The organism is Ferdinandcohnia sp. QZ13 (assembly GCF_031324165.1).
GTDB lineage: Bacteria > Bacillota > Bacilli > Bacillales > Bacillaceae_L > Ferdinandcohnia.
This window is the reverse complement of the sequence record NZ_JAVIVW010000015.1, coordinates 1,441,635-1,468,447: the sequence shown is the minus strand read 5'-3', so window position 1 is coordinate 1,468,447 and position 26,813 is coordinate 1,441,635. Positions and strand designations below refer to the sequence as shown.

Annotated in this window: 24 protein-coding genes; 20 read left to right on the top strand and 4 right to left on the bottom strand. The window is 35.2% G+C overall.

Annotation, left to right across the window (positions count from 1 at the left end; translation table 11 throughout):
* Positions 1-102 precede the first annotated feature (102 nt).
* The 8 genes from RGU12_RS21255 (at position 103) to RGU12_RS21220 (ending at position 9,781) form a co-directional block, all read left to right on the top strand.
* Positions 103-1,425, top strand: a complete 1,323-nt coding sequence (locus RGU12_RS21255; RefSeq protein ID WP_309537838.1) for a nucleotide sugar dehydrogenase — start codon at positions 103-105, stop codon at positions 1,423-1,425.
* A gap of 81 nt (positions 1,426-1,506) precedes the next feature.
* Entirely contained in the window at positions 1,507-2,736 is a 1,230-nt protein-coding gene (locus tag RGU12_RS21250; protein ID WP_309537837.1) for a glycosyltransferase, read from the top strand.
* Between the two features lie 20 nt (positions 2,737-2,756).
* Positions 2,757-4,094 (top strand): flippase, encoded by a 1,338-nt coding sequence (locus RGU12_RS21245; RefSeq protein ID WP_309537836.1) that lies wholly within the window; start codon positions 2,757-2,759, stop codon positions 4,092-4,094.
* 44 nt (positions 4,095-4,138) lie between these two features.
* Positions 4,139-5,224 (top strand): glycosyltransferase family 4 protein, encoded by a 1,086-nt coding sequence (locus RGU12_RS21240; RefSeq protein WP_309537835.1) that lies wholly within the window; start codon positions 4,139-4,141, stop codon positions 5,222-5,224.
* Positions 5,225-5,229: 5 nt separating this feature from the next.
* Complete coding sequence (locus RGU12_RS21235) at positions 5,230-6,381, top strand: glycosyltransferase family 4 protein (protein WP_309537834.1); 1,152 nt, start codon at positions 5,230-5,232, stop codon at positions 6,379-6,381.
* Positions 6,382-6,406: 25 nt separating this feature from the next.
* A complete protein-coding gene (locus RGU12_RS21230; RefSeq protein ID WP_309537833.1) occupies positions 6,407-7,519 on the top strand; it encodes a DegT/DnrJ/EryC1/StrS family aminotransferase in 1,113 nt (370 codons plus the stop codon).
* 20 nt (positions 7,520-7,539) lie between these two features.
* Positions 7,540-8,253 carry a DapH/DapD/GlmU-related protein gene (locus tag RGU12_RS21225; protein ID WP_309537832.1) on the top strand — a complete coding sequence of 238 codons (714 nt, stop codon included), beginning with the start codon at positions 7,540-7,542 and terminating at the stop codon, positions 8,251-8,253.
* Positions 8,254-8,401: 148 nt separating this feature from the next.
* Positions 8,402-9,781: an O-antigen ligase family protein gene (locus tag RGU12_RS21220; protein ID WP_309537831.1), complete on the top strand. Its 1,380-nt coding sequence runs from the start codon at positions 8,402-8,404 to the stop codon at positions 9,779-9,781.
* Between the two features lie 49 nt (positions 9,782-9,830).
* On the opposite strand, the gene galU is transcribed toward RGU12_RS21220, so the two are convergent.
* Complete coding sequence (gene galU / locus RGU12_RS21215) at positions 9,831-10,706, bottom strand: UTP--glucose-1-phosphate uridylyltransferase GalU (RefSeq protein WP_309537830.1); 876 nt, start codon at positions 10,704-10,706, stop codon at positions 9,831-9,833.
* A gap of 265 nt (positions 10,707-10,971) precedes the next feature.
* Between galU and RGU12_RS21210 the strand changes: the two genes are divergently transcribed.
* From RGU12_RS21210 to RGU12_RS21200, 3 genes are all read left to right on the top strand, one after another.
* Positions 10,972-11,736 carry a glycosyltransferase family 2 protein gene (locus RGU12_RS21210; RefSeq protein WP_309537829.1) on the top strand — a complete coding sequence of 255 codons (765 nt, stop codon included), beginning with the start codon at positions 10,972-10,974 and terminating at the stop codon, positions 11,734-11,736.
* A 16-nt stretch (positions 11,737-11,752) separates the two neighbouring features.
* Positions 11,753-12,676, top strand: coding sequence for an NAD-dependent epimerase/dehydratase family protein (locus RGU12_RS21205; RefSeq protein ID WP_309537828.1), 924 nt, complete (start codon positions 11,753-11,755; stop codon positions 12,674-12,676).
* 403 nt (positions 12,677-13,079) lie between these two features.
* On the top strand, positions 13,080-13,670 hold the full coding sequence (locus RGU12_RS21200) for a sugar transferase (protein WP_309538309.1): 591 nt from the start codon (positions 13,080-13,082) through the stop codon (positions 13,668-13,670).
* Between the two features lie 113 nt (positions 13,671-13,783).
* Here RGU12_RS21200 and RGU12_RS21195 read toward each other — a convergent pair whose 3' ends face one another.
* The 3 genes from RGU12_RS21195 to RGU12_RS21185 form a co-directional block, all read right to left on the bottom strand.
* Entirely contained in the window at positions 13,784-14,854 is a 1,071-nt protein-coding gene (locus RGU12_RS21195; protein ID WP_309537827.1) for a glycosyltransferase family 4 protein, read from the bottom strand.
* A 159-nt stretch (positions 14,855-15,013) separates the two neighbouring features.
* The gene (locus RGU12_RS21190) at positions 15,014-16,021 is read right to left on the bottom strand and encodes an LCP family protein (RefSeq protein WP_309537826.1); all 1,008 of its coding nucleotides are present in this window, start codon (positions 16,019-16,021) and stop codon (positions 15,014-15,016) included.
* 27 nt (positions 16,022-16,048) lie between these two features.
* Positions 16,049-16,681 carry a YigZ family protein gene (locus RGU12_RS21185; RefSeq protein WP_309537825.1) on the bottom strand — a complete coding sequence of 211 codons (633 nt, stop codon included), beginning with the start codon at positions 16,679-16,681 and terminating at the stop codon, positions 16,049-16,051.
* 223 nt (positions 16,682-16,904) lie between these two features.
* Here RGU12_RS21185 and RGU12_RS21180 point away from each other — a divergent pair, with 223 nt between their 5' ends.
* The 9 genes from RGU12_RS21180 to RGU12_RS21140 all read left to right on the top strand — a co-directional run bounded on the left by RGU12_RS21180 (position 16,905) and on the right by RGU12_RS21140 (position 26,737).
* Complete coding sequence (locus RGU12_RS21180; RefSeq protein ID WP_309537824.1) at positions 16,905-18,044, top strand: sensor histidine kinase; 1,140 nt, start codon at positions 16,905-16,907, stop codon at positions 18,042-18,044.
* Between the two features lie 231 nt (positions 18,045-18,275).
* The gene (locus RGU12_RS21175; RefSeq protein WP_116354312.1) at positions 18,276-18,965 is read left to right on the top strand and encodes a response regulator; all 690 of its coding nucleotides are present in this window, start codon (positions 18,276-18,278) and stop codon (positions 18,963-18,965) included.
* A gap of 246 nt (positions 18,966-19,211) precedes the next feature.
* On the top strand, positions 19,212-19,754 hold the full coding sequence (locus tag RGU12_RS21170) for a signal peptidase I (protein WP_309537823.1): 543 nt from the start codon (positions 19,212-19,214) through the stop codon (positions 19,752-19,754).
* 91 nt (positions 19,755-19,845) lie between these two features.
* Positions 19,846-20,919 (top strand): hypothetical protein, encoded by a 1,074-nt coding sequence (locus RGU12_RS21165; protein ID WP_309537822.1) that lies wholly within the window; start codon positions 19,846-19,848, stop codon positions 20,917-20,919.
* A 78-nt stretch (positions 20,920-20,997) separates the two neighbouring features.
* A complete protein-coding gene (locus tag RGU12_RS21160; RefSeq protein WP_309537821.1) occupies positions 20,998-21,903 on the top strand; it encodes a hypothetical protein in 906 nt (301 codons plus the stop codon).
* 68 nt (positions 21,904-21,971) lie between these two features.
* Positions 21,972-22,814: a hypothetical protein gene (locus RGU12_RS21155; protein ID WP_309537820.1), complete on the top strand. Its 843-nt coding sequence runs from the start codon at positions 21,972-21,974 to the stop codon at positions 22,812-22,814.
* Between the two features lie 195 nt (positions 22,815-23,009).
* Positions 23,010-23,960: a DUF4145 domain-containing protein gene (locus RGU12_RS21150; protein ID WP_309537819.1), complete on the top strand. Its 951-nt coding sequence runs from the start codon at positions 23,010-23,012 to the stop codon at positions 23,958-23,960.
* A gap of 202 nt (positions 23,961-24,162) precedes the next feature.
* Positions 24,163-26,163, top strand: coding sequence for a methyl-accepting chemotaxis protein (locus RGU12_RS21145; protein ID WP_309537818.1), 2,001 nt, complete (start codon positions 24,163-24,165; stop codon positions 26,161-26,163).
* Between the two features lie 202 nt (positions 26,164-26,365).
* Positions 26,366-26,737, top strand: a complete 372-nt coding sequence (locus tag RGU12_RS21140; RefSeq protein ID WP_309537817.1) for a hypothetical protein — start codon at positions 26,366-26,368, stop codon at positions 26,735-26,737.
* Positions 26,738-26,813 lie beyond the last annotated feature (76 nt).

Genomic DNA, 26,813 nt, shown 5'->3' with positions numbered 1-26,813 from the left:
CCACAATTCATTAATTGAGTAATCTACAATCGAGTCTTCCTTATACATAAGTTAATTAAATAGAGGAAGAATAGCTCGTATATAAATTGGAGGAATAGAATAATGAGTGTCTCTAATACTTATTCAGATTTAATTGCAAAAATTTCTAATAAGGAAGCAACTATTGGTGTTGTGGGACTTGGATATGTGGGTCTGCCACTAGCGGTCGAAAAGGCTAAAGCAGGATATAATGTAGTAGGTTTTGATGTTCAGGAACAGAAAGTAGATATGGTAAACCGTGGTGTTAACTATATTGGTGATGTTGTTGAGGAAGATTTAAAGGAAATCGTGAAGCAAGGTAGGCTTACTGCAACAATCGACTATTCGAGCATCGGAAATGTAGATGCGGTTGCTATTTGTGTTCCTACTCCACTTGATATTTATCAACAGCCAGATACTTCTTATGTAGAAAGTTCCGCTAAAGAAATTGCTAAGTATTTGAAAAAAGGTATGTTGGTGGTTCTAGAAAGTACTACATATCCAGGTACTACTGAAGAAGTTTTGAAGCCTATACTAGAAAATAGTGGGTTAAAATGTGGTGAAGATTTCTTTTTAGCTTATTCACCAGAAAGAGTAGACCCAGGTAACAAATTTTATAATACAAAAAATACACCTAAAGTAGTCGGTGGTATCACTGAAGAATGTACAAATGTTGCGGCAGCTTTATACTCAAGCGTTTTAGAAGGTGAAATCCATAAGGTTTCAAGCCCTGCCGTTGCTGAGCTTGAAAAGATTCTTGAAAATACATTTAGAAATATCAACATTGCTCTTGCAAATGAAATGGCTATTTTATGTAATCGAATGGGGATTGATGTTTGGGAGGTAATTGATGCAGCTGCAACAAAACCTTATGGCTTTATGCCGTTTTACCCTGGTCCGGGTTTAGGAGGGCATTGTATCCCGATTGATCCATTTTACCTAACGTGGAAAGCAAGAGAGTATAATTACCATACTCGTTTAATCGAGGTTGCAGGAGAAATCAACAATTATATGCCTGAATTTGTAATCGAACGAATTAGTTACTTGTTAAATGAAATAGGAAAGCCATTAAAAGGCTCTGATATAGTAGTATTAGGGGTTGCATATAAGAAAGACATTGACGATTACCGAGAATCTCCAATTTTAAAAATTATTGAAATGCTAGAAAAAAGGGGAGCAAATGTATCGTTTCATGATCCTAATATCTCATCTTATAAATATAAGGGAGAAACTAAAGAAGGCGTTCCATTTTCAAATGAGTTACTTGAAAATGCAGATATAGTTGTAATTGCTACAGACCATAGTGACTTTGATTATAAGACGATTGGTGAAAAGAGTAACATTATCTTCGATACAAAGAATGCAATGAAGGGTTATGAAGTGAAAAATCGATACGATAGAATATAACATCTCCTTGAATGATGAGCAAAGAAGCTAATCCCTTCTTTGCTTTTCCGTCTTTTAAAAAAATATAGGAGGTATGTGTACATGCAGAATGAGAGAAAAAGTAATTTATTTTTAATAACAAATCGGTTTCCATATTATCCTGGGGAAGAGTTTCTTGAAAATGAAATCCAATACTTAGCTTCTGTATTTGACACTGTTCATATTATTCCTTTAAATTCTGTTAAGTCACAAAAGGACAGGATGAGACAAATTCCTAGCAATGTTGTCGTACATAATAGCTATAGAGCAGGGACTAATATTCAAAGAATTCTAAAACTGGCTGACCCTCAAGCAATAAAATGGTTAATGAAGGAAATGGGAAACGCTGGTAAATATCTGTCAAAGCTATCTTCAAAAATTACAAAACATATTATTTCTGCTACTGAAGTTAGAAACTATTTACAAAAAATAATAAATAAAAATGAAGACAATGCTTTATACTCGTATTGGCTAAATACTGGCGGGACTGCTATTGCTATGTATAGAGAATTAAACCCTGATGTATTTGGTTGTTCAAGGACTCATAGGGTTGATTTATATGCATATGCCAATAATCCTGCGTATATTCCTTTTCAAAGTCAGGCTATTATGGGGTTGAGTAAGTTATTTGTAATCTCAACTGATGGTTACAACTATTTATTAAATAAGAATAAAGCTTATGAACCCAAATTAGAGGTTAGTCGATTAGGTGTTAATAAAGCAAACAACCTTACTAAGAGTTCTGATGATCATATGTTTAGAATTGTAACATGCTCGTATATGTCGCCAGTAAAAAGATTACATATAATCATTGAGGCTCTCTCCAAGTGTAAGGAACCCATTCAATGGACACATATTGGGGAAGGGGATTTACGTCCTGTTTTAGAAGAAATGGCGAATAAATTGCCAGAGAATATTAACTGGGAATTTAAGGGCCATCTTACAAATCAAGAAGTCAATCGTTATTACGAACAAAATATTATTGATTTATTTATTAATGTAAGTGAATCAGAAGGTGTACCAGTATCCATTATGGAAGCGTTAAGTTATGGAATTCCAGTAATGGCTACAAATGTTGGGGGCACTTCTGAATTAGTAAATAACGAAAATGGTGTGTTATTAGATGCAAATATAACCTCAGAAGAGTTATTTTCTAAAATATCAAAGTATGTACAGATGCCTTATTCTGAAAAAGAGAAAAAACGCAAGCTATCATACGAGACTTGGGATCAATTAGCGAATGCAGAAAAGAATTATACGGAATATGCACATAAACTAAAAGAACTTCTTTGATATATTGAAAGGATAATTATATGGCTAAGGCAAGTTTTGCAAAAAACACATTTTATACATTGGTTAGAATGATTGTTGGCATTGTTATTTCTTTAGTAACTACTATTTTGATTGCCAGACTTTTGGGGCCAGAAGGACAGGGATTATACTCTTTAATTATTCTTTTACCCTCTATGCTTTTAACCTTTATGAACCTTGGAATTGGTGTATCCACAGCCTACTATGTAGGAAAGGATGAAGTGGACCTTCACACCGTTTACAAAACGAATATATTATCAAACATTATATTAACCATACTATCAATAATCATTGGTGTGATTTTTGTCCTCTTCTTTAGAGAGCAATTCCTTGGTGGGGCACCTGTTCTACTATTGTTACTAGCTTTATCGAATGTCCCTTTTTTACTTCTAAATCAGTCATTACAAGGAATATTCCAAGGAAAACAAGATTTTGAATCGTTTAATGTTACGCTTATTATCGGTCATATCATAAAATTAATAGCTGTTATATTTTTGTTGGTAGTTTTTGACCTTGGTCTAAATGGTGCTATTTATAGTTATGTTATTAGTAATATAATTGTTTACATATTAACCATTTATCTATTGAACAAGAAGCATGGTGCACGTTATAAACTAGGTACTTTTTCTATTGAATTGTTTAAAAAGACAATTGTTTATGGATTGAAAAGTCATTTAAGTAATATAGCGACATTTCTAAACTATAGAGCTGCTCTTTTACTTTTAGCCTTTTTCATTAATCCGATAGCGGTCGGTATCTATGTGGCCGCAGTAAATGTAGCCGAGCGCCTATGGGTTGTTTCACAAGCAATTTCGTCTGTTCTATTTCCAAAAATCACATCACTAACTGATGAAGACAGCAGAAATAAAATCACATCAATTTTAAGTAGAAATATTTTATTCCTATCCATTATTTTTGGTTTTGCACTATTCGTATTATCAGACCTTGCGATTACTATTCTCTATGGCCAAAAATATGAAGAAGCTGGGCTTGTTTTAATGCTATTAATTCCAGGTATTATCTTAGGTTCTAACTCAAAAGTCCTCTCTAATGACATTGCAGGTAGAGGAATGCCGGAAATTAATATGTACATTTCTATCTTAAATTTAGTAATCAATGTCGTTTTAAATATTATTTTTATTCCTAAATATGGCCTATCTGGGTCAGCTATCGCTACAACAATTGCATACGGGTTTGATTTCTTTGCAAAGATTATTATGTTTAAAAGGATTACCCATTTACCTTATAGAGAATTTTTAATAATTACAAAAGAGGATATACAGTTGTATATAAAATATTTAAAGAAAATGACAAAAAAGATAAAATTAAAGACAAATTAGTATTATTTTCTCCTCTATTTAGAAAGTGGTAAGGGAGTTTTAGCATGAATCATAAGACAGTCGTAGTAGGACTTGAACATTTTATTGACAAAATAGGATATCAGGCAATGGAATATAGAAGGATAGGTATACCAGTTAAGTATTTAGTAATGGACAAAAGTGGCCTATCAAAAACAAAGGCTGAGAAATATAAGGCAGATGTTGAGGTCGTTCCTAAAAACATTAAGAATAGAATTCTTCAAACGATCCGAATTTACAGGTCATATAAACCAAAATGGACCGAGATTTATGATATTGGGAAACTGACATTTATCTATGGTCTTATTGCAAAGCTTTTTGGGACAAAATTAATTTTTATACTACGTGGCGGAGAATTGGCTAAACGTGATACGAAATTTGATATTAGGCGTTGGGGTCTTCTTCTTACTCTAAAAATAAGCAATCACATTATTGCAAAAGAAATTAATATTATGAATGATTTAAATACACTGCATATCCCGAAAAACAAAATAACTCATTTGCCAAATTGTGTTCCAGTTCCAGAACTAGAAAAACAAGAACAAGAGAAGGATATTGATATTCTGTTTCTTAACTCAGTAAGGAAAATGAGAAATGTAGATATTTTAGTAGAAGCGCTACATAAGCTCTTGAGCAAGAAACCTGACTTAAACATTGTGATTACAGGTTTTACGACGTTGGATGATAATGAATATAAAATGGATCCAACATTTGAGCAGGTTGTTTTAGCAAGGTTAAAGGAGTTAAATTATCCACAAATTCATTATCAAGGGTTTGAAAAGAATCCTGAAAGACTTTATAAAAGAGCTAAAATATTTGTTTTACCTGCAGATGTTATCTATTTAAATTACAGTTTGCTCGAATCAATGTCCTATGGGGTCGCTCCTGTAGTTGGCGATGGTGAAGGTGCAGAATTAATTATTGATGATTACGAAAATGGTCGGATTTCTAAGAGAGACGCTGATGCTTTATGTCAGGTTTTATACGAATCACTAGATGAACAAGCCTATGAAAAGTTCGGAGAGAATGCAAGAAATACAATTATTTATAAATATAGTATTGAAAAATGGGGAGAACGCATGTTAGAAGTTCGGAAAGGAATAAAGGGGTGAGAAGTATGTCTAAAACTGATATATGTATCCTAGCCCCAGTTCATCAATATTCCGATATTCGGGTTTTTCAAAAAGAAGCCAAAACATTGGTTGAAAATGGATATAATGTGACATTGGTCGCGAGGATTGATGAAAGTAGCGTAATTAACGGAATTAATATAGTAAAAGTACCTACCTTTGCAAGCAGACTCAAAAGATTTCTTTATCAGCCAAGTCTAATAAAAGAGGTATTACGAACAAAGGCAACCATTGTTCATTTGCATAATCCTGATACAATCCCAATTGGTTTCATATTAAAGCTGTTTGGGAAAAAGGTTATTTATGATACTCATGAAGACTTCTCAAAGCGAATTTTAATGAGAGATTGGATTCCAAAGCCTTTACGCAAGACAATTGCATCCATTATAATATCACTTGAAAAATTAGCAGGAACCTTCTTTGATAAAGTCATTGTCACACAAGAAGAAGTAGCAAATCGAATTGGATCGAATTCATTGCTACTTGAAAATGCCCCTATTACACATGGGGAATTAATAGAAAGTGCAAAGGAAATTTCAAAGACGATTTTAAGAGACCCTTCTATTTTTCGCCTTGTATATGTAGGGGGCGTATCAAACACTCGTGGATTAAAACAAATGGTAGAAGCATTATCAATAATTAATCATTCTATTGAAACTAGACTTTGGTTAATTGGTCCGGAAATTGAGAAGGGATCAATTGAAGCCGCTGAAAAAATGGAAGGTTGGGAGTATGTAGACTATTTAGGTCCGAAACCTCAGGATGAGGCGTTTGCATATATTATTCATTCAGATGTTGGGCTTATTACTATTCTAGATATTGGAGACCATCGTCAAACAAGTCCTAACAAGATATTTGAATATCAAACCTTTGGTATCCCATATATTAGTTCAGATTTTCCTAAATGGAGAAACATGCTTGAAAGCGTCGGCTCGGGAATTTTTGTAAATCCCGAAAACCCACAGGAGATAGCTGATGCTGCTCTACATCTGGCTCGAAATGAAGAACTCAGAAAAGAAATAGGTTTCAAAGGCCAGACGTATATTCATGAACAATATAATTGGGAAAAGGAATCCAAAAAACTCCTTAACCTCTATCAAGCTTTAGAAAAATTAAAACTAAAACAAACTAATAATTAAAGAATCACTAAATGGAGGTATTAAAATGAGAGTACCTATGTTAGACCTAACTGAACAGTATCAGGAATTAAGAACGGAGATATTAAGTCAATTAGAGGATGTAATGTCCAAAGCATCTTTTATTCTTGGGAATAATGTGAAAAAACTTGAAGCGGACATTGCGAGCTATAGTAATGTGAAGCACGGAGTAGGTGTTGCTAATGGTAGTGACGCTCTACATATTTCATTATTGGCGTGTGGAATTAAAGAAGGGGATGAGGTCATTACAACGGCATTTACCTTCTTCGCTACAGCTGGAGCAGTTGCTCGTATAGGTGCGAAGCCAGTTTTTGTTGATATTGACCCACAAACATTTAATATTGACCCTACTAAGATCGAGCATGCTGTTACTGAGAAAACCAAAGCAATTATTCCGGTTCATCTATACGGTCAAACGGCTGATATGGACGCAATCAATGAAATTGCAAAAAATCATAATTTGTTTGTGATTGAGGATGCAGCACAAGCAATAGGGGCGAAATATAAAGGTAAAAAGGTTGGAGAACTTGGAACCACTGCTTGTTATAGCTTTTTTCCAACAAAGAATTTAGGAGCATATGGCGATGGTGGAATGGTTGTCACAAATGATGATGAAATAAGTGAAAAAATGAGAGTTCTACGCGTTCATGGTAGCAAACCAAAATACCATCATCATGTATTAGGTTATAACAGTAGACTGGACGAGCTGCAAGCTGCAGTATTAAATGTTAAGTTCCCACATTTAGACCAATGGAGCGAATTAAGAAGAGAAAAAGCACGCGTATATTCTGAGTTGTTAAATGAGGCTGTTGGCCAACATGTAACAACTCCTTATATGGCAGAAGAAAACTATCATATTTTTCACCAATATACGCTAAGAGTGGATAGACGTGATGAGTTACAACAGTATTTAAAAGAGAATGGAATTGATACCATGATTTATTACCCAATTCCATTACATCTACAGCCGGTATTCTCTGAATTAGGTTATAAAGAGGGAGACCTTCCAGAAACCGAGAAAGCATGTAAGGAAGCATTGTCTTTACCTATGTACCCTGAACTACCATTGGAAATGCAGAAATATGTTGTTGAAAAGATAGCGGAATTCTACACTAAATAATCCTAGTTAGGGTGAGAAATGTGAACATACCAAAAAGTATTGGACAAAATGTTGTAATAGACGAAACGGTACAACTTGGGGAAAATGTGACAATTGGCAATAATGTTATCTTATACGCGGGTGTTAGTATCGGTAATGATGTTGTTATCCAGGATAATGTCGTTATTGGGAAACAACCTGCAAGAGCTAAAAATTCTATTCTTCCGGAAACGGGTACGTTACCCCCAACCGTAATTGGATCAGGTTGCACGATTGGGACGTCGGCGGTTATTTATGCGAACGCTCAAATTAGCGACAATGTTTTTATAGCGGATATGGCTACAATCAGGGAGCGTGTATCGATCGGGGATGGCACAATTGTAGGAAGAGGAGTAGCCGTAGAGAATGATTGCAAGGTCGGTATACGTTGCAAACTTGAAACAAATTGTTATATAACGGCTTATTCAGAATTGGGGAATTTTGTATTTATGGCACCATGTGTTGTAACTACAAATGATAATTATATGGCGAGATCAAAGGAAAGGTACTCTAAATTTAAAGGAGTAACCATAAAAGACGGTGGTAGAGTAGGTGCTAATACTACAATCATGCCAGGAATCGTTATAGAAGAGGATGGAACAGTAGGTGCTGGAAGTGTAGTCACAAAGAATGTGGAAAGTGGAAAATTATATATCGGGGTACCGGCAAAAGTATACAAGGATGTTCCAGAGGATCAACTGTTAAAAAACCAGTAGATTTCGGAAATAGAAAAGGTTTTTTTCGATAAAATATTATGGTATTCTAAAACAGTATGTATTTTAACATACTGTTTTTTTAATGAATTGAACTGGTTTTGTTCAAACTATAAAGAGAAACTAAAAGAAATAAACGGTGGGGGAAAAATTGAAGAAACATCAATACATAAACTTAATTGCGGATAATAAACAACTTAATACAGTAACGAATTATGTAATATTGGCCTTTTTTCTCTTTGCTCCATTTTCTGTGTCGGGTGTTTTTAAGGCTATCACTTCTCCAATTCCTACTAGCGTAGCGATAACTATGTTAGCAGCTGGACTTGTCTCTATCTATTTATTAAGTGACATATTGCTAAATAGAAAAATTCACATTGAGAATATGGATTATATTATCCTAATTGGCTTTTTCCTACCAGCATTCTTATCATTGGTTGGCTTAGTATCAAATATTATGACGTTACTTTCCCATGAGTATATGCTTTATGTTAAAAGTGAATTTGTATCAAGGTTTATCAATATAATCGTATTTCTTTTCTTGTTTATAGGGATAAAGAACTATCTGTCAAATAAATCAGATATGGAACTTTTTAAATATATTAAAGCCTATTCAATTGGTATTACGATATTAGTACTCGTTGGAATTTGGCAATTTTTACATTTTACATTAGGTCTGCCATTTCCTGATCTCGGTACAAGAAGTTTTATTCATGGGATATCAGACGATACCCACTTATTATTTAGGCGTAGGTTAACCTCCTTTGCAAATGAACCAAGCTTCTTAGCTCCATTTCTGATTGATGGGATGATTATTGGTTATATGGTGTTTCATCAGAATATCAAAAAATATTTTCTCTATATCTTTTTACCTGCAGCATTTGTACTTTTTTTCTCCTTTTCTTCAGGTGGCTATTTTAACTTCATGCTACTGGTAGGTATCTTAGTGGTTGTATTAATGTTTAGTAAGGTGAATATTTTACGATTATTTAAATCTAAAGGCTTTTTAATTGCTTCGGTTCTTTTTATATTATTACTCGTAATTGGTTGGGACTATGTTCAAATTCTTACAAAACCTGTTTTTGGAAGGTTCGAAACGTTTTTCGATATAAATAGTCATGCAAGACTTTATATGGTTATAATGCCGTTTATTTGGATTTTTGATCACTCTCCATTAAGCGTTATTTTTGGAAATGGTCCAGCGTCTTATTCATTTTTACAGACATCCAAATTTCTTCCTACAGGATATCGAGTTCATATTACATCAAATAATTACTTCGTAGATATACTATTTGAATATGGCTTCTTAGGATTAATTTTAGCATTATGGATGTTTGCCTATATTGCGTTAAAATTTTTTAAAAAAATCAATGAACATAAATTTTACATAGTGGGGCTCTTATTAATCATACACCTAGGAATATCCTCAATGTATCGTGCTGATTTTACTTCACCGCGATTTTGGTCAGTGCTTATTATCGTAACAATCATTTTCCAATTAGCAAGTAGATATTCAAAGAAACCAGAATAAATAAAGGGGGTAGAACCATTTTTAGTGGTACTACCCCTTTTCCTTTTTGTTATGAATTTACAAGCTCTTTTAACCATTTTTTTAATGGCTCTCCAATATCATCTCTCATTAATGCAAATTCTACTGTGGCTTTAACAAATCCATATTTATCCCCAATGTCATATCTTTTTCCATCAAACATATACGCATGTGCCATTTGATTTTGTGCTTGAACACGTAAAGCATCAGTCAGTTGGATTTCATCCCCCTTGCCTGCTTCTGTTCTTTCAAGAATATCAAGTATATCTGGAGTTAAGATGTATCTTCCCATTATCGCTAGATTTGATGGGGCATCTTCAGGATGAGGCTTTTCTACAAAATCCTTTACTTTTATTAGTTTATTATGATAATGGTTCTCTCCTTCAAAATCGACAATACCGTACTTTGAGACGTCTTCATTTGGAACCTCTTGTACGCCGATTACAGAGGTTTCGACTTCTTCAAAGACATCAATAAGTTGCTGGAGACAAGGCTTTTCAGAGACAACAATATCATCTCCTAAAAGGACGGCAAAAGGATCATTCCCGATAAATTTTCTTGCAGTCCAGATTGCATGTCCTAGTCCTTTAGGCTCTTTTTGTCTAATGTAGTGGATGTCAGCCATTTCACTAATACGGTTTATTTGTGACAATTCTTTGAACTTTCCTTTGGATTCTAAGATACTTTCGAGTTCCTGGGATTTGTCAAAGTGATCTTCGATTGCCCTTTTTCCTCTTCCCGTTACAACAATGATATCCTCGATACCAGAATTAACAGCCTCTTCAATGATATATTGAATAGTAGGGGTATCTACAATTGGTAACATTTCTTTTGGTTGTGCTTTTGTTGCTGGTAAAAACCTAGTTCCCAACCCAGCGGCAGGGATAACGGCTTTTTTTACCTTCATAATAATCCTCCTATTGCTCGTCTTATATATTGCATTATAACATACCTAATACGTTTAAAATAAATAGGCAGATGCTAGTACATAAATTATCATTATTTATCGAATTATGTCAAAAGAAAGGATATACTAAAAGTAAGATTTAGTAGTAAACCTTTGTTTTATGAAAATTATTATTACCAATTATTAATTTGTTATAATAATTAGGAATCGTATATAATTATAATTTGGCAATTAATGATGTAAATACAGCTTTGGGGGTATATGTATGGATTTAGCAAAAAAACAAAATACGCCATTAGTATCTGTTATAACTCCCTCTTATAATTCAGCATTATTTATCGAGGATACAATTAAGTCTGTTCAAGACCAAACCTATACAAATTGGGAAATGATCATCGTGGATGATGTTTCAACTGATAACACTGTTGAGATTATTAAAGAGAAAATGAAAACAGATTCTAGAATCAAATTAATACCATTGGATAAAAATGGTGGGGCAGCTATTGCAAGGAATACTGCCATTAAAAATGCGAGTGGAAAATACATAGCTTTTTTAGATAGTGATGATTTGTGGGTTCCAACTAAATTAGAGAAGCAAGTTACCTTTATGGAGAGAAATGGTTATAATTTTACATTTACAGGATATGAAATTATGACTGAAGAGGGTGAACTTACCGGGAAAATCATAAGTATTCCGCCTAAAATTAATTATAATACTTTATTAAAGAACACAATTATCGGATGCTTAACAGTTATGCTAAATATTGAGAAACTAGGAAAGGTCCAGATGCCTGAGATCCGTACAAGACAGGACTTAGCTACATGGTTGTCCGTTCTAAAAATAGAAGACTATGCGCACGGTATACAGGAACCACTAGCGAGGTATCGTAAAGTAAGTGGTTCGATCTCTAGTAATAAAATAAAAGCAGCGAAACAAAATTGGAAGGTGTACAGAGAGATTGAAAATCTTGGCTTAATTAAAGCTGCCTGGGTTTTTGTTAATTACGCATTCAATTCGTTAAGGAAGTAGTTTGGAGGATATTTGGATGAAAAAAGTGTTGGTTACTGGCGGTCTGGGGTTTATCGGAACAAATTTAATACGAGAGTACAAAAATCATGGGTATGAGGTAATAGCAGTTGATAATTTATCAACTGGGAAACCTGAAAATCGTATAGAAGATGTTACATATCACGAGTTAGACATAACAAGTGAAGAATTTGTAGATTTAGTTATAAATGAGGCGCCTGACTTAATTAATCACCATGCGGCTCAAATAGATGTTCAGACTTCTTTAAAGAATCCCTTTTTTGATGCAAAAGTGAATATTCTAGGTACCATTAATGTCCTAGAGGCAATACGGGGGCTTGAAAAGCGCCCTCGGATTATATATGCTTCGTCTGCTGCTGTGTATGGAGTTCCTGAGTATTTGGGAGTAGATGAAAAGCATAAAGTAAATCCGTTGTCGTTCTACGGAATATCGAAACATACTCCAGAACATTATATCGAGGCATTCGCGGATCTTTATAATATTGACTTTACCATTCTAAGATATTCGAATGTGTATGGAATTGGACAAGACCCAAAAGGTGAAGGTGGGGTCGTTTCCATTTTAGTTGACAAATTCATTCATCAACAGGTTTTCACTGTTTATGGAGACGGAAACCAAACACGCGATTTCATATGTGTTGATGATATTGTGGGCGCTAATATGCGTGCATCGGAAATTCCGAGCAATTGTATCATCAACATTGGTACGGGCGTACAGACATCTTTAAACAACCTAATAAGTGTGTTTAAAGAAGTATCAGGTAAGGAAACCGAGATAAGATACAGTGAAGCTCGAAAAGGAGATATCAAACACAGTTATTTCAATAAACAAAAGGCATTTGATGTATTAGGTTGGGAGCCAAAAGTAAATTTACATGAAGGTATACAAAAAACCTTTAATTATTATAAATTAAATAAGTAGTCCATTCATGAAAAATCCCAAATAAGCTGATTTTTTTATCAAGCAATTGGGATTTTTTTTTGTGAAGGGGTCATTACAATTTAGTGACAAAATGGTTGAACCATTGTAAATCAAAGGAAATGTTCGAATATTATTAGTACATGCAATATAAGACATTGATAGTATGAAACTTATGTTTACCTAGTTTCGACTAATCATTCGATGACAAAATTAAAAATTCTATTGACAGTTAACCAAGTTCATAGGAAAATAGTGTTTGTTACGTGTAAATACGACAATATTTTTTCTATACAAGGATGTTTAATATAGAATTAAATCATTCCGAGGTGAATACCAAATGTCTTTACAACGAGTGGAAACAAATTATTATGAATATAAGACATCTAAAGAACAGCATATAATAATGGAACAAAAAAGCTTATATATGTTTACAAGAAGATTTATGGATTTATTCTTATCGATATTAGGGTTAATTATTACTCTACCAATTATGTTAATTACTATGCTTTTAATAGTCTTAGAATCTCCTGGACTACCAATTTTTACACAGGAACGTGTAGGCTTAAATGGAAAAACATTTAAAATATACAAATTACGTTCCATGCGAAATGATGCAGAAAAGAATGGTCCTCAATGGGCAAGTAAAAATGATGCACGTGTAACGAAGGTTGGTCAGTTTATAAGAAAAACTCGAATAGACGAGCTGCCACAACTATTCAATGTGATCAGGGGTGATATGAGTATTATTGGACCACGTCCTGAGCGACCTGTTTTCGTAAAACAATTTAACGAAGAAATTCCGGGGTTCAATAAGAGACTTTTAATTAAGCCTGGTTTAACAGGTTGGGCGCAAGTAAATGGGGGATACGAGTGTTCTCCGGAAGAAAAATTAACATATGATATTTATTACATTAAAAACATGAGCTACCTGTTAGATGTAAAGATTGTTTTCCGAACTGTTAAAGTAATTCTTACTGGTGAGGGAGCTAGATAATAGTAAAGACTGCTGAATTTAATCTCAGCAGTCTTTTATATATATCAGAAACTAATACACAAAGGGCATCAAAATTGGTGCCCTTTTGACTGTAATTAATATCTTAATTAATCCTAGTAGTGTTTATACCTTCTTAATGACTTTAACTTGCCGATGATATTTAAAATAAAGGTTCGTTTTCCTATGAGTCCTAAAAGCTCTGCTCCAATTTGAATAATAAATATTAACACAAATAAAATCGCTAATCCGAGCCATGCTGTTGACCTTGATACAGTTATTGCGATTATACCGAAGGCAATACTTATTAAGTAAATTATATATACTGCGGAGGGGTGGCTTAAACCTAATTGCATTAATCTGTGATGTAGGTGTGATTTGTCAGGAGCTGTAATATTCTGCTTATTATAAATTCTCCTCATTATTGCAAATAGTGTATCTAGGATTGGTACGCCTAAAATAATGATTGGAGCCAAAAGGCTAAAAATTGTAACACTTTTATAAAGTCCAACTACAGCTATGATGGCTAACATAAAGCCCAAAAATTGAGATCCACTGTCGCCCATAAAAATTTTTGAAGGATAAAAGTTGTGAATCAAAAAACCCACAGTACTTCCGATTAAGACTAATGAAAGCGAAATGACTAATAAATTTCCTTGTGTTGCTGCCATGTATACCATCGAACATAATGCAATAACAGAAATTCCCCCTGCTAAACCATCTAGTCCATCTATTAAATTCATGGCATTTGTAATCGCGATAATCCAAATAATTGTAATAATGTAACTAAATATCCCAAAGTCAAGATGTATGTCAAAAGGTAAATGTATATATTCGATCTTAATATCAGCAATGAACACAACAATTAGACTTGCAAGAGTTTGACCTAACAGTTTATAAATTGGTGTCAGAGTAAAAATGTCATCAAGTATTCCAAAAATGACTATGATGGATGACGCTATCAGTACTGCCATTATTGACTTTGAGAACAACTCCAAATAACAGACACCTAAAACGGTACCAAAATAAATCGCTAGTCCGCCTAGTCTCGGTTTTACATTTTGATGAACTTTTCGATAATTTGGTTTATCAACTGCACCAACTAAAAAAGAGAGCCTGACCATGATGGGGGTAAAAAGAGCAGAGAAAAAAAAGCATAATAATATTGCTACTATTTGATTCGACATTGTTTTTTACACCTCGTAGAGCGTTTTTGAACTACATCTTTAGGTTATGCCTATAGAAAGTTAATATATACCCAATATCTAGAAATGATATTAATTTGAAATGAAATTGATGTATATAAAAAGACTTACTTTTCTAAGTAAAAGTAAGTCTTGGATGGGCTATTCATTATTTGTCTGGTAATTTTCAGTTTTATGTTCTAAGTGTGCCTGAAGGCTTTGCTTTAGCTCGTCTAAATTTTCGTTGTCTGGATGAAAATAATAAACATTATCCATATACTCATCATAACCTTGAATTGATAATTTATCAATATTTGATGAAGAGAAATTTTGATAAGCTTTCTGCAGTGATAGACCCTGGGATACTGTTAAGTTTGTTTCAACATTTTTTCCAACAGCTTTTGCAACATCATCAAGTTTTAAAAGCATATTTGGTGAGGTCATTTTATCTACAACAGCACTAATAATTTGTTTTTGTCTATCGTTTCGTCCAAAATCTCCACGAGGATCTCTTTTTCTCATCCTTGCATATGCTAATGCTTCTTCGCCGTTAAGTTTCATTTCACCTTCTTTAAAATAAAGTCTTTTTTGACCTGGTACGTCACTCTTCTCCCAAAAATCGAAAGGAACATCAACTGTAACGCCACCGATTTCATCTATGATGGTCTTGAAGCCATTAAAATTAATTGTTGCATAATAGTCAATTGGGATATCTAAAAATTCTTCTACTGTTTCAATTGTCGATTCTTCTTCACCAGAACCATAGGCATGATTGATTTTATCTTTATAGCCTTTACTCGGTATATAAACAAGCGTATCACGTGGGATACTCAATAACTTCATTGTTTGATTTTTAGGGTTTAGCGTTGCTACTAAAAGTGTATCAGTTCTACCACCGTTTCCACCACTTGAATAGTCTTCAACACCCATTAGTAATATAGATACAGGATCCTTCGCAATTTTTACTTCCTTTTCCCTCAGCTTTGATTTGCTGCCACGGTCAAGCTCTTGATACGACTCATTCGCAGCATTTAAAGCCGTGGTTGTTAAGTAAACTCCATAACCAATTGGTATTAAAAGTAAAAGTAGGAGAACAAAAAGTACTCTCTTTAGTCTTAACTTTTTTCTTCTTTTTTTCTTCTTATATTGTGATCTTGTATTATGGCTCACATTTTCTCTCCCTTTACAAATTTGTGTTTACACGTTTTCCTCCAAATACTCCATATTACCCTCAGAAATCTGCGCCTGACCATTCGTAAGTTCAGTCATCCATTCGGTGAATTGTGGTGTTTGGCTTTCTTCTACATAGGTTTCGATTTCGACTGCATCAATATACTTGATTTCTTTGATTTGATAGATCGATGAGTGCAATTCGTTTTCAACTTTACCAAGCCACGTGTAATCAATCTTCGTATGCATGACCCTCACCAGTTTTCGTTCGACGATGCCAGTTGATTGGAGGCCTTCTGAGGTTGATTTTCCGTATGCACGGATTAGTCCCCCTGCACCTAATTTTATTCCTCCGAAATACCTAGTTATGACAACAACTGTATCTTTTAAGTGTTTTTTCTTGAGAACTTCAAGAATTGGCACTCCAGCTGTTCCACTTGGCTCACCGTCATCGCTTGTTTTTTGAATTTGGTCGTTTTCCCCAATGATATAAGCAGAACAATTATGGGTTGCATCCCAGTTTTGCTTTTTTATTTTCTGGATGAAATCCTGTGCTTCCGCTTCGGTTGTTGCGCGGTCGATATATGCAATAAAGCGTGATTTTTGAATATTTATTTCATGCTTGCCATACCCTTTTACTGTATAATAGGAATGAAGCATTACGCGTAATACCTCCTATCGGGGCTCATAACGATACTGTAGTGCAACAAAATTCGGCACTAACCAAGTTTTATATACATTTTTGCCCATTCTTCTATTATAGAACGACATAATTTTTACATCAATGGTTTGTTTTTGGCATAGGTAATATGTAATACAAATGTAAATGATATGAAATGCTGTAAAAAACAAATCAGTATATAATCTAGATGGAGGTGGAAGTATGGCCACCAAAGGGCTTGATATTAAAGTTCTTGATTCAATTTTGGAAAAAATGGTGCACACCGTTGATCATAGCAAGGAAGAAATTTTCCGGATTGGTGAGCAATCTCGCAATGAATTTTTAACCTTAACGGACGAGTTAAAGGATATTAAGGAACGTGTTGGAACGATTATCGATGATGTGGACCGTTTGGAAAACCACTCTCGATTTGCAAGAAAACGCCTTTCTGAGGTGAGTAGCCATTTTAAGAAGTATTCAGAAGAGGAAATTCGGAATGCGTATGAGAAGGCCCACGATTTGCAGATGCAGTTAACTGTAATACGGCAGGAGGAAAAGCAACTGCGTGAACGTCGTGATGAGCTTGAAAGACGATTAGTGGGTTTAAACGAGACAATTGAACGTGCGGATCATCTTGTTGGTCAAATTTCCGTTGTTCTCAATTATTTAAATAGTGATTTCAAGATGGTTGGGGAAATGATAGAGGATGCAAAGCAAAAGCAGGCATTCGGTTTGAAGATTATTGAGGCGCAGGAAGAGGAACGTCGTAAGCTTTCACGTGAAATCCATGATGGTCCAGCCCAGATGCTTGCAAATGTGATGCTCCGCTCGCAAATTATTGATAAGGTCTACCGTGAAAGTCCAGATCAGGGTGTTAAAGAAATTCACGATTTACGTAAAATGGTTCGTTCCGCATTGTATGAAGTGCGTCGGATTATTTATGACTTACGTCCAATGGCACTGGATGATCTTGGATTAGTTCCGACCCTCAAAAAGTACCTGTCCACCATCGAAGAATATAATGGGGACACTACGATTTCATTTAGCTTTATAGGTTCGGAGCAAAGAATCCCGTCCAAATTTGAGGTGGCTTTATTCCGAATGGTACAAGAAGCCGTCCAAAATGCCTTAAAGCATGCCGAAGCTCGTGAAATCGTCGTTAAGCTTGAGATAAGTAGAAATCATGTAACAGTTATCGTAAAAGACAATGGAAAAGGCTTTGATATCCGAGAGAAGAAAAAAGACTCGTTTGGGTTAATTGGAATGCGTGAACGAGTAGATTTACTCGATGGAAATTTAACGATTGATTCAAGTGTTGGTGCAGGAACAATTGTGATGATTCAGGTGCCGATTGAGGTTTAACTAGTAGAGCGCAAATACGCTAAGGCGCATATGATTTTAATTCCCTTTTCTATATGTGAGAATATTTCGGCTATTCGATGATACGTTACAAGAAATGGTTAAACTACTATATGCTACTTATTTATATAGGAAAAATAAGAATAATCTTACAAACATGTTCTGTTAATACTGCTTATGGAGTATTGACCGAAATTGCCTCGATTGTCAAAATGAAAGGGGGAGGCGTTATTCATGAAAACAAGCATAGTTATAATTGATGATCACCAATTATTTCGCGAGGGTGTAAAACGAATACTAGATTTTGAACCAACCTTTCAAGTGGTAGCAGAGGGTGACGATGGAGAGCAGGCGGTGGCGCTAATTGAGCAGCATAAGCCTGATGTTGTCATCATGGATATCAACATGCCTAACTTGAACGGAATTGAAGCAACAAAACAATTAATTGACACTTACCCTGATACGAAGGTTATTATTTTATCGATTCACGATGATGAAAGCTATGTGACGCATGCCCTTAAAACTGGAGCAACTGGTTATTTATTAAAAGAAATGGATGCGGATTCTCTAGTCGAAGCGGTAAAAGTCGTTGCAGAAGGTGGATCATACTTGCATCCAAGAGTAACACATAATTTAGTGAAGGAATTCCGTCGCCTTGCCGTCGCAAGTGGACAATCCGGAGCATCGCATTCACATTTAGCAACGGAGGTTCGTCGTCCACTCCATCTGTTAACAAGAAGAGAATGTGAGGTTCTTCAACTGTTAACGGACGGAAGAAGCAACCGCGGCATTGGTGATGACCTATATATCAGTGAAAAAACGGTTAAAAACCACGTAAGTAACATTTTACAAAAAATGAACGTAAATGATCGTACCCAAGCTGTTGTTGTAGCTATTAAGAATGGTTGGGTTGAGGTTAGATAAATTAATAAATTAATAGATTAATAGATTTATAGAAAGCTGAGTTCTCTTTTGGGGGCTTAGCTTTTTTTGTTTCAGGCAAGGATTTCCATCACAATCCCTGTCTTTTTTGTATTATTCGTTCTTTCTAGAGAATTTGTTTGTAGGTTAATTCTTGAAAAATAGCGATTAATAGGTTATGTTATATACATATCGTTCCTTTTAAAGAACGACACGGAAGTTAATTCTTTTTTTATAGGGAGTGGGACGATGTTTAAGAATGCTATTAGATGGTGTGGAAATGTATTATTTGCATCTTTGGTTCTATTAAGCGTTTTAGCAATGGTGTCTGTTGTTCAATACAAAAACCAATCTGGACAAATTCCCTCTATTCTTGGTTTTAAGACTATGACGGTCATGACTGGTAGCATGGAACCAGAATTACAACCTGGAGATATGATAATTGTCAGGGAAAAGAATCCAATTGAGTTACAAGTAGACGATGTCATTACTTATCAATTGAACCAACATACTCTTGTTACCCACCGAATTGTTAGTTTAGTAGAAAAGGATGGGGAATCCTTTTTTTTAACAAAAGGCGATGCAAATAATGTAGTAGACAATGATTTTGTGTCCCCAGACAAGATTGTTGGGGTTGTAGCTTTTACGATACCGAAGCTAGGTCATTTAGCACAGGTCCTGCAAACTCCAACGGGTATTATCTTACTCTCACTTATTATTCTGTTGATAATAACGATTGGTTTGATCAAAAGGATATTAACAGCACAGCGAAAAGAAAGTAGTCATACATAATCATTCCACCGTTATTACTCATAACTATTTTACAGAGGAGGTGCAAAAGCAACCTTAGTAGGTTAATAATTTTTAAAAACGGGAGGATACCATGAAGAAAAAGAGTATTTTTGGATTAGTTTCTTTATTTGTTGTGTGTATTGCAGTAGTTGGTACGATAGCATATTATTCACTTAGTTTTTCCAGTAGTAATAATATTGCTACAGCTGCTAGCTTCAAGGTTGAAGCAACATCTAATGGACAAGCAATTGGTGATGAACAGTTTGATTTACCAGATGTGCTATATCCAGGGATGGAAACTGTAGAAGCTTATAACTTTGAAGTGGATAAGACTGGTACGGATGTGCCGGTGGAATATACTGTGAAGTTAACTCCAAGCGGGGAGCTGTTCCCACAAGGTGTAAAGTCTCCTGTTGCATTAACAGTACAGCGTCAACTTGATGGCGACTGGGTGGCACTCGATCACACTGCTGCATTCAAACCAGTGGCTAACAAAGAAAGCTATCGAATTTTAGTAGATTGGCCACATAGTGATTACGATATCGACTTTGAAGGCAAAACAGGGAACATCCATTTAGAGGTTATTGCGACACAGGTTGATGCAAGTAACGCTCAGTTGGCAAGAGAAAAATATGAGGCAGTTAATGAAGCTTTCCTTGCATTAGATAAGGTTCATAGTAATACTTCTTTTAATAGAGGGAACTTTACAAAAGCTCAATCTGATGCTGTACAAGATTCACTTAATAATCTAGATGCATATGTTGATGGATTAGTTGATGGGAAAATAAAGACAGAATTAAAGGCGAAAGTAGCAGAGCTACAAAAGGCCCTTGATGAAAAAGTAGCATCTCGATATGTGTATTATGAGGTTGTTAAAGAGGAGACACATTTCGAACAGTTAAAACTTTCCATCACAGCTGATATTTTCTCATCTGCAAACGGAAGAACACAGAATAATAACCCTGTGTATACAAATAGTGGTGGTGAAGCTAGAACCCTATATTTAAGGTATACGAACCAATCTTTTGTTAAACCAACGGTTGGGGACACCGCTACTTTGAATATCAGATTTAGCGGAGGCTATAAAAATATCGACGTTACATTCACAAATCTTGGCGATGGCAAATGGCAAATTGACAGCGATTGGTTGGTAGAAAAGAAATAATTGAGGGATTAGTTTTGTTTCATTGTTCTTAATTAAGAACGTGGCGTCAAAATGAATTTCTTTTGAGGGGGAAACAAAATGAAGAAAAAGGCTGTATTTGGACTAGCTTCACTATTTATCATTGCGATTGCAATTGCTACAACGATAGCATATTATTCGAAGGAATTTGTCAGTGGTAATAACGAAGCGAAGGCAGCGGATTTTAATGTTGATGTTGTGAATGCGAATGGACAAACAATCGGTGATGGGCAGTTCAATCTAGGGGAAGATTTCTATCCAGGTATGGAGCCAGTTGAAGTATATAGCTTCACTATTAATAAAAATGACACGAAGCTACCAGTGGAATACAGTGTGAACTTTACTCCAAATGGTGAATTATTAGCGGCTAATACACCGATTGTCCTTGATCTTCAGAAGAATGTAGCGGGTAAGTGGACATATATTGATTATTCAACAACATTTAAACCTACAAATGACTCTGAAAGCTACCGTATTCTTGCTAGTTGGCCACATGGTCAAAATGACATTACATTCCAAGGTAAAACAGGAAATATGAAATTAGAGGTTACAGCTACACAGGTTGACCCGGAAGAGGAACCTGAAGAGCAGGAGGTACCACCGTATTTTACGGGAGAGGTTGCATTTAAAGCTACTCCCAATGGTTCTACTAGGAAAACTAATAATAAAGAAGTTAATTTTTCTCTGAATAATGAAGGATACAAGGTAATCGAAATCAGCATGGGTGATGGAACGGGTGATTTTGAAGACAAGGTAGGCAATGTAAAGGTCGTAGAGTACAAAGAAAACGGTACTGTTTGGTACAGGGTGTATACGGATAACGAATATTTCGCAAGTAATTCTCAATTGTGGAGAGTGAGCAGTGTTGATACATCAGTAGAAGGCATTGTAAGGTTGGCTAAAATTAATGGACCATACCTATCTATCGAATCCAAAGCCCTATACAACTGGTTTACTTCAAACTAATTAAAAACAAGCATAGGCTGACTTGCTTAGTCAGTCTATGTATCTCCATATAACAGGAGGTGACTTGATTGAAGAAAACAATTCTGAAAGCGACTGGATTTTTATCGGCTGGGGTATTAATATCCGTCGTATTACAAGCAAATAGTCCTACCTTTTCATACTTCACTACACAATACCAAAATATGATCAATGTTTCGACGGCTTCTGCTGAAAACTTAATTAAACACATAGATGTTATTGAGAAAACAGATGGGAGCCTGGTCATTGAAGTTGTCCGCGATAGTGATTTTGGATATCGACCGGATGTTGGTTTTTTAATAGAAGGGGATTTAGCCGAATACATATTACATGTCAATCCAATTAAAGTGGATAAAAACGGAACCTATCACATTCCCGTTGAAGCGAATATTAACGCATATCAATTTTTAGAGCTGTTAACTATGAAGTTTTCTGGCAAAGAAACAACTGTCAAGGGAAAGCTCACTGCGAAGAACTTTGATGGTCAAGTGCTTGGGACCAAGGATATATCCCTCGACATTGAATACTTATTAGGTCGAATTGATGATGAAATTGTAAGAGGTGATCCTAACTTAAAATTGGTGGATGATCCGAAAGCAATTGAAGATATAGTGAATCTCTTTCGTTTTTTAGCTGATGGTGTAGACTTGGAGAAAAAATCTAGTGAGGCTCTCATTCAAGCCATCGCACCGCAAGTTATAGAGGAGCTTGAAAACGAGCGTAAACAACTCGATGAAAGCAACAAAGAAAAAGCTCAACTTCTTAAGGAAGTTGCGAAGCTGAAGGAGGAGACGATAAGGCTTCAAACGAGTTTAGAGCAAGTAGGAAAGGTTCTAGTGGAGGAATCGAAAGAACTAGAAACAAAAGATGAATCAAATGAGGACAATAAGTAATGAGTTATGTAAATATAGGTGTATAAAGGTTTAAAAGACGGGAAACGACATCGTGATCCCGTTATTTTAATGTCTTAGGAAGATGGAAAAATGCTTAGCTTCTTGTTTGGTGATTGGCTTTTTTTGTTTCTTCATGGGAATGCATCCAAGTTTATAGTAAAATTTAACTACTAGTAATTAGGATGTGATAATAGAATGAAGAATAGTGTATTTCATTTTATAGGAGACTTTTCTAGCCAATTAGAGGAACTGGCATTACGGGTTGAGGCGCTTTTATGGGATCAACCACAAGCGGCGATGACACAGGCTCGTTTGTTTGGAGAGCTATTGGTTAATATGATTTTTGAGCAAGAAAATATGAGTGAAGTGTATCCGCTGAAATTAGTAGAAAAGATAAATCGATTATATCGACATGATGTGATTCAAGATGATATGTATAAAAAACTAGAATTCTTAAGGAAAAATGGTAATATTGCGTCTCATCAAGTGTTAGAAATGGACCAAGAAGTGGCGAAGGAAGCACACCGGATTCTTTTTGAGTTAGGTGTCTGGTATTCAGAAGTCTATGTAAGCCATACTTTCAGTGCACCTAGATATGAATTACCTTCTAAACAAAACCAAGATCTTGATGCTATGAAACAATGGATGGATGCGTACATAAAAGAAACGCAGGCCAGGATTTCGGAAATTGAAGAACAACTTCATCAGTTGAAGGAAGAAAAGAAACAGCACCCTGTTGTTAAGGAGAAGAGGATTTCTACGGAAAAACGGGCTGAAAACAGAATTGTTCCTTTAGAGCGATTCCAATTAACCTTTGAGAATGCAAACTTTACTTATAGAAACCTTTCAAAAAAGGCTGCTGAATTTCAATTCGAAAATTTTAAAACAGGGTATGTATATTTATTAGATAATGTTACACCTACTATTGTCATACATCCTTGGTTGGTGGAGCAAGCTAAGTTATTTGAAGAGGTGGAAATAAAGCCAACTAGAAGTACTGCATTAAGAAAATTCCCTAGACCAGAAGAAAACGGTCAACTTAAGTCCAATTATGGATATCCGTTCACGTTCCAAACGAAAGGTGAACTAGAGGTTTTATTGCAACGAATTGCAGAAGAATTTGAATCAAAATATATGATTAAATAGAATTTCTTAGGCTAACTTCCAGATGGAGGTTGGCTTTTTTGTTGGTTTGGATGGTAAAGGAATTGTCAATCTTTTCAACTTAAACATCCCTCAACGTATGCCGATAGAATAATAGGAAGCATATAGTGCGCAACGAGATATAGCTTGTTGTGCTTTTATTTATTGGTTTATTTGTATAACAAATGAGAAAGGAAATTCACCTATGAAAAACAACGTAGAAAAGCGTCAACGAAAGAATTTATTTAATTTTACCATTGGCAAGAGGTTGTACATAACCTTTATCTTAATCATCCTATTACCAAGTTTTATGATTGGTTTTATGTCTTACAATAATGCACAAAAGGAAATTAAAAGCCAGATACTTGCAAGCTCAACAGCAAGTGTAAATCTTCTAGATGGTTATATTACAGATAACTTATCTTCAAAATATAATGATGTTGAGTATTTCGCATCCAAGCTAAATGCCGGGTCTTTTGCTGAATCAGAAACATCAAACATAATTGAGACATTTACACAATATTCGCTGCTTCATCCTGACATTGTGACAATTTTTTCAGGAACCAAAGATGGGAACATGTTTTTATATCCTCATGCAAATCTACCAGAAGATTTTGATCCGAGAGAGAGGGAATGGTATAAACAAGCCATTGCTAACCCAGGAAAAGTGATTATTACAGAGCCATATGAGGATTTGGCTACCAGTGGCATCTTAGTGACCGTAGCGCAAACGATAAATGATGGTTCAGGAGTTATCGGTTTAGATATTAATTTAGAGTCTTTAAAAGAAATCACTTCGAGTGTAAAAATCGGTGAAAAAGGATATGCGTTTATCCTTACTGCACAGAAAAAATATTTAGTGGATCCAACACAAGAAACTGGTTCAGTCCCACAAGGGGAAACTTACAGCAAATTAATATATGAAAAGCAAAGTGGAATTCTTCATGATGAATTTCAAGGTAATGAATACGAAACTGCCTTTGTGACGAATGAACTTACAGGCTGGAAAATCGCAGGTGTAATGGAACAAAACGAAATTAATGAAGCCACTCAAGGAATTCTTCTATCAACATTTTGGGTAGTAGCTATTTTTATTGTGATTGGAATTGTCATTGCCATTCTAATTGTCAGAAGCATTACGAAACCTCTGAATACATTAGTGGAGGTTACTGATAAAGTAAGTAATGGAGACCTTACTCAATCTATAAAAGTGAAAAACAATGATGAGGTCGGACAATTAGGAATTAGCTTTAATAAGATGTTGGCATCATTAAGGGAACTATTAACACACGTAGAAGAAAAGTCACAGACCTTAGCTGCATCCTCTGAGCAATTGACTGCAAGCTCAGAACAAAATACCAAGGCAACTGAACAAGTGGCAAATGCGATCCAGGAGGTTGCGGTCGGAACTGAACAACAGACAGAAATGGTAAGAAAAACGACTGAGGTCGTAACAGAAATGAATATTGGCATTCAACAAATTGAAGTGAATGCTCAAACTGTTTCTCGCACTTCAGTTGAAGCGCTGGGTATTGTAGAGAATGGTGAACAAGCTATCCAGGAATCCATTCAACAAATGCAAAATATTAATGCGTCTGTATCTGATTTAGGAAAAATCATATATTCATTAGGAGAACGCTCCGAAGAAATTAATCAGATTGTAAATGTGATTTCAGATATCGCGAGTCAGACGAATCTTTTAGCGTTGAATGCGGCAATCGAAGCAGCAAGAGCGGGAGAGCATGGAAAAGGCTTTGCGGTTGTAGCAGACGAAGTAAGGAAGTTAGCGGAGCAGTCAGCAAAATCTACAGAAAGCATTCGCCAATTAATCTCTACAATACAAGAAGACACAAAACAAGCGGTAGAGTCGATGAATCATGGAACAGAAGAGACTGAAAAGGGAATAAGTGTGGTTAACAATGCTGGTTCATCCTTTAAGCAAATTCAACAATTTGTAGATGATGTATCATCACAAATACAAGAAGTTTCAGCATCGATTGCACAAATGACACAAGGTGCGCAACAAGTAGTTGAAGCAGTAAGTGAAATTGATGAAATTGCTAAGAAGACAACTGGACAGGGCCAAGAGGTATCAGCAGCCACAGAAGAACAATTGGCCTCTATGCAAGAAATTGCGTCTTCAGCCGCATCGTTATCCTTTATGGCTGAAGAGTTACAAGATGCGGTTAGGAAGTTTAGGTTGTGATAATAAACAAGGCTTTACGTAAATATAATCTAAATAGATTAATGTAAATTTCCACACAGCGGGTTGCTTAACAGCAGCTCGTTGTGTTTTTTTAATAGGATAAATTACCTATTATTAATACTGAAATTTTAGAATAGTTGTTGACCTTCGGTTTTTCTATGTTTAAAATCTATGACATAAGACCTAAGAAGGTGGAAATAAGGTGAAAATTGAAAGCGTTATTCGATTGGTTAACATTATGGTTTCTGAAAAAAATTACCCTAATGCCAGAAACATGATAATCAATGAATGGAATCGATTAACAGAGGCTCAAAATTATGTTCTGTTACATTCTAATGCACAACAGTTTTTAAAAATAATTAAAGAGGAGCTAGAGCAAGGTACCTTTGGAACTCTATCGGATTCAGATAAAAAAGTCTTAATTTTGGTGAACAGGTACATTAAAGATCTGCAGTTCCGTACTGCAAAAAGGATATGCGAAGAACATCAAGTACTATTAGAAAGACCTGAAGCTCAAAAATGGCTTACCTCAGAGGCTAGGTACATATATGAGGTTTGGAAAAAATCTGTCTAGGAACATTTCGAGATAATCGTAGAATGGAACTTTAAAAGGTTTCTCAATTATTAATGAAAATTTGGATCTGGGAATT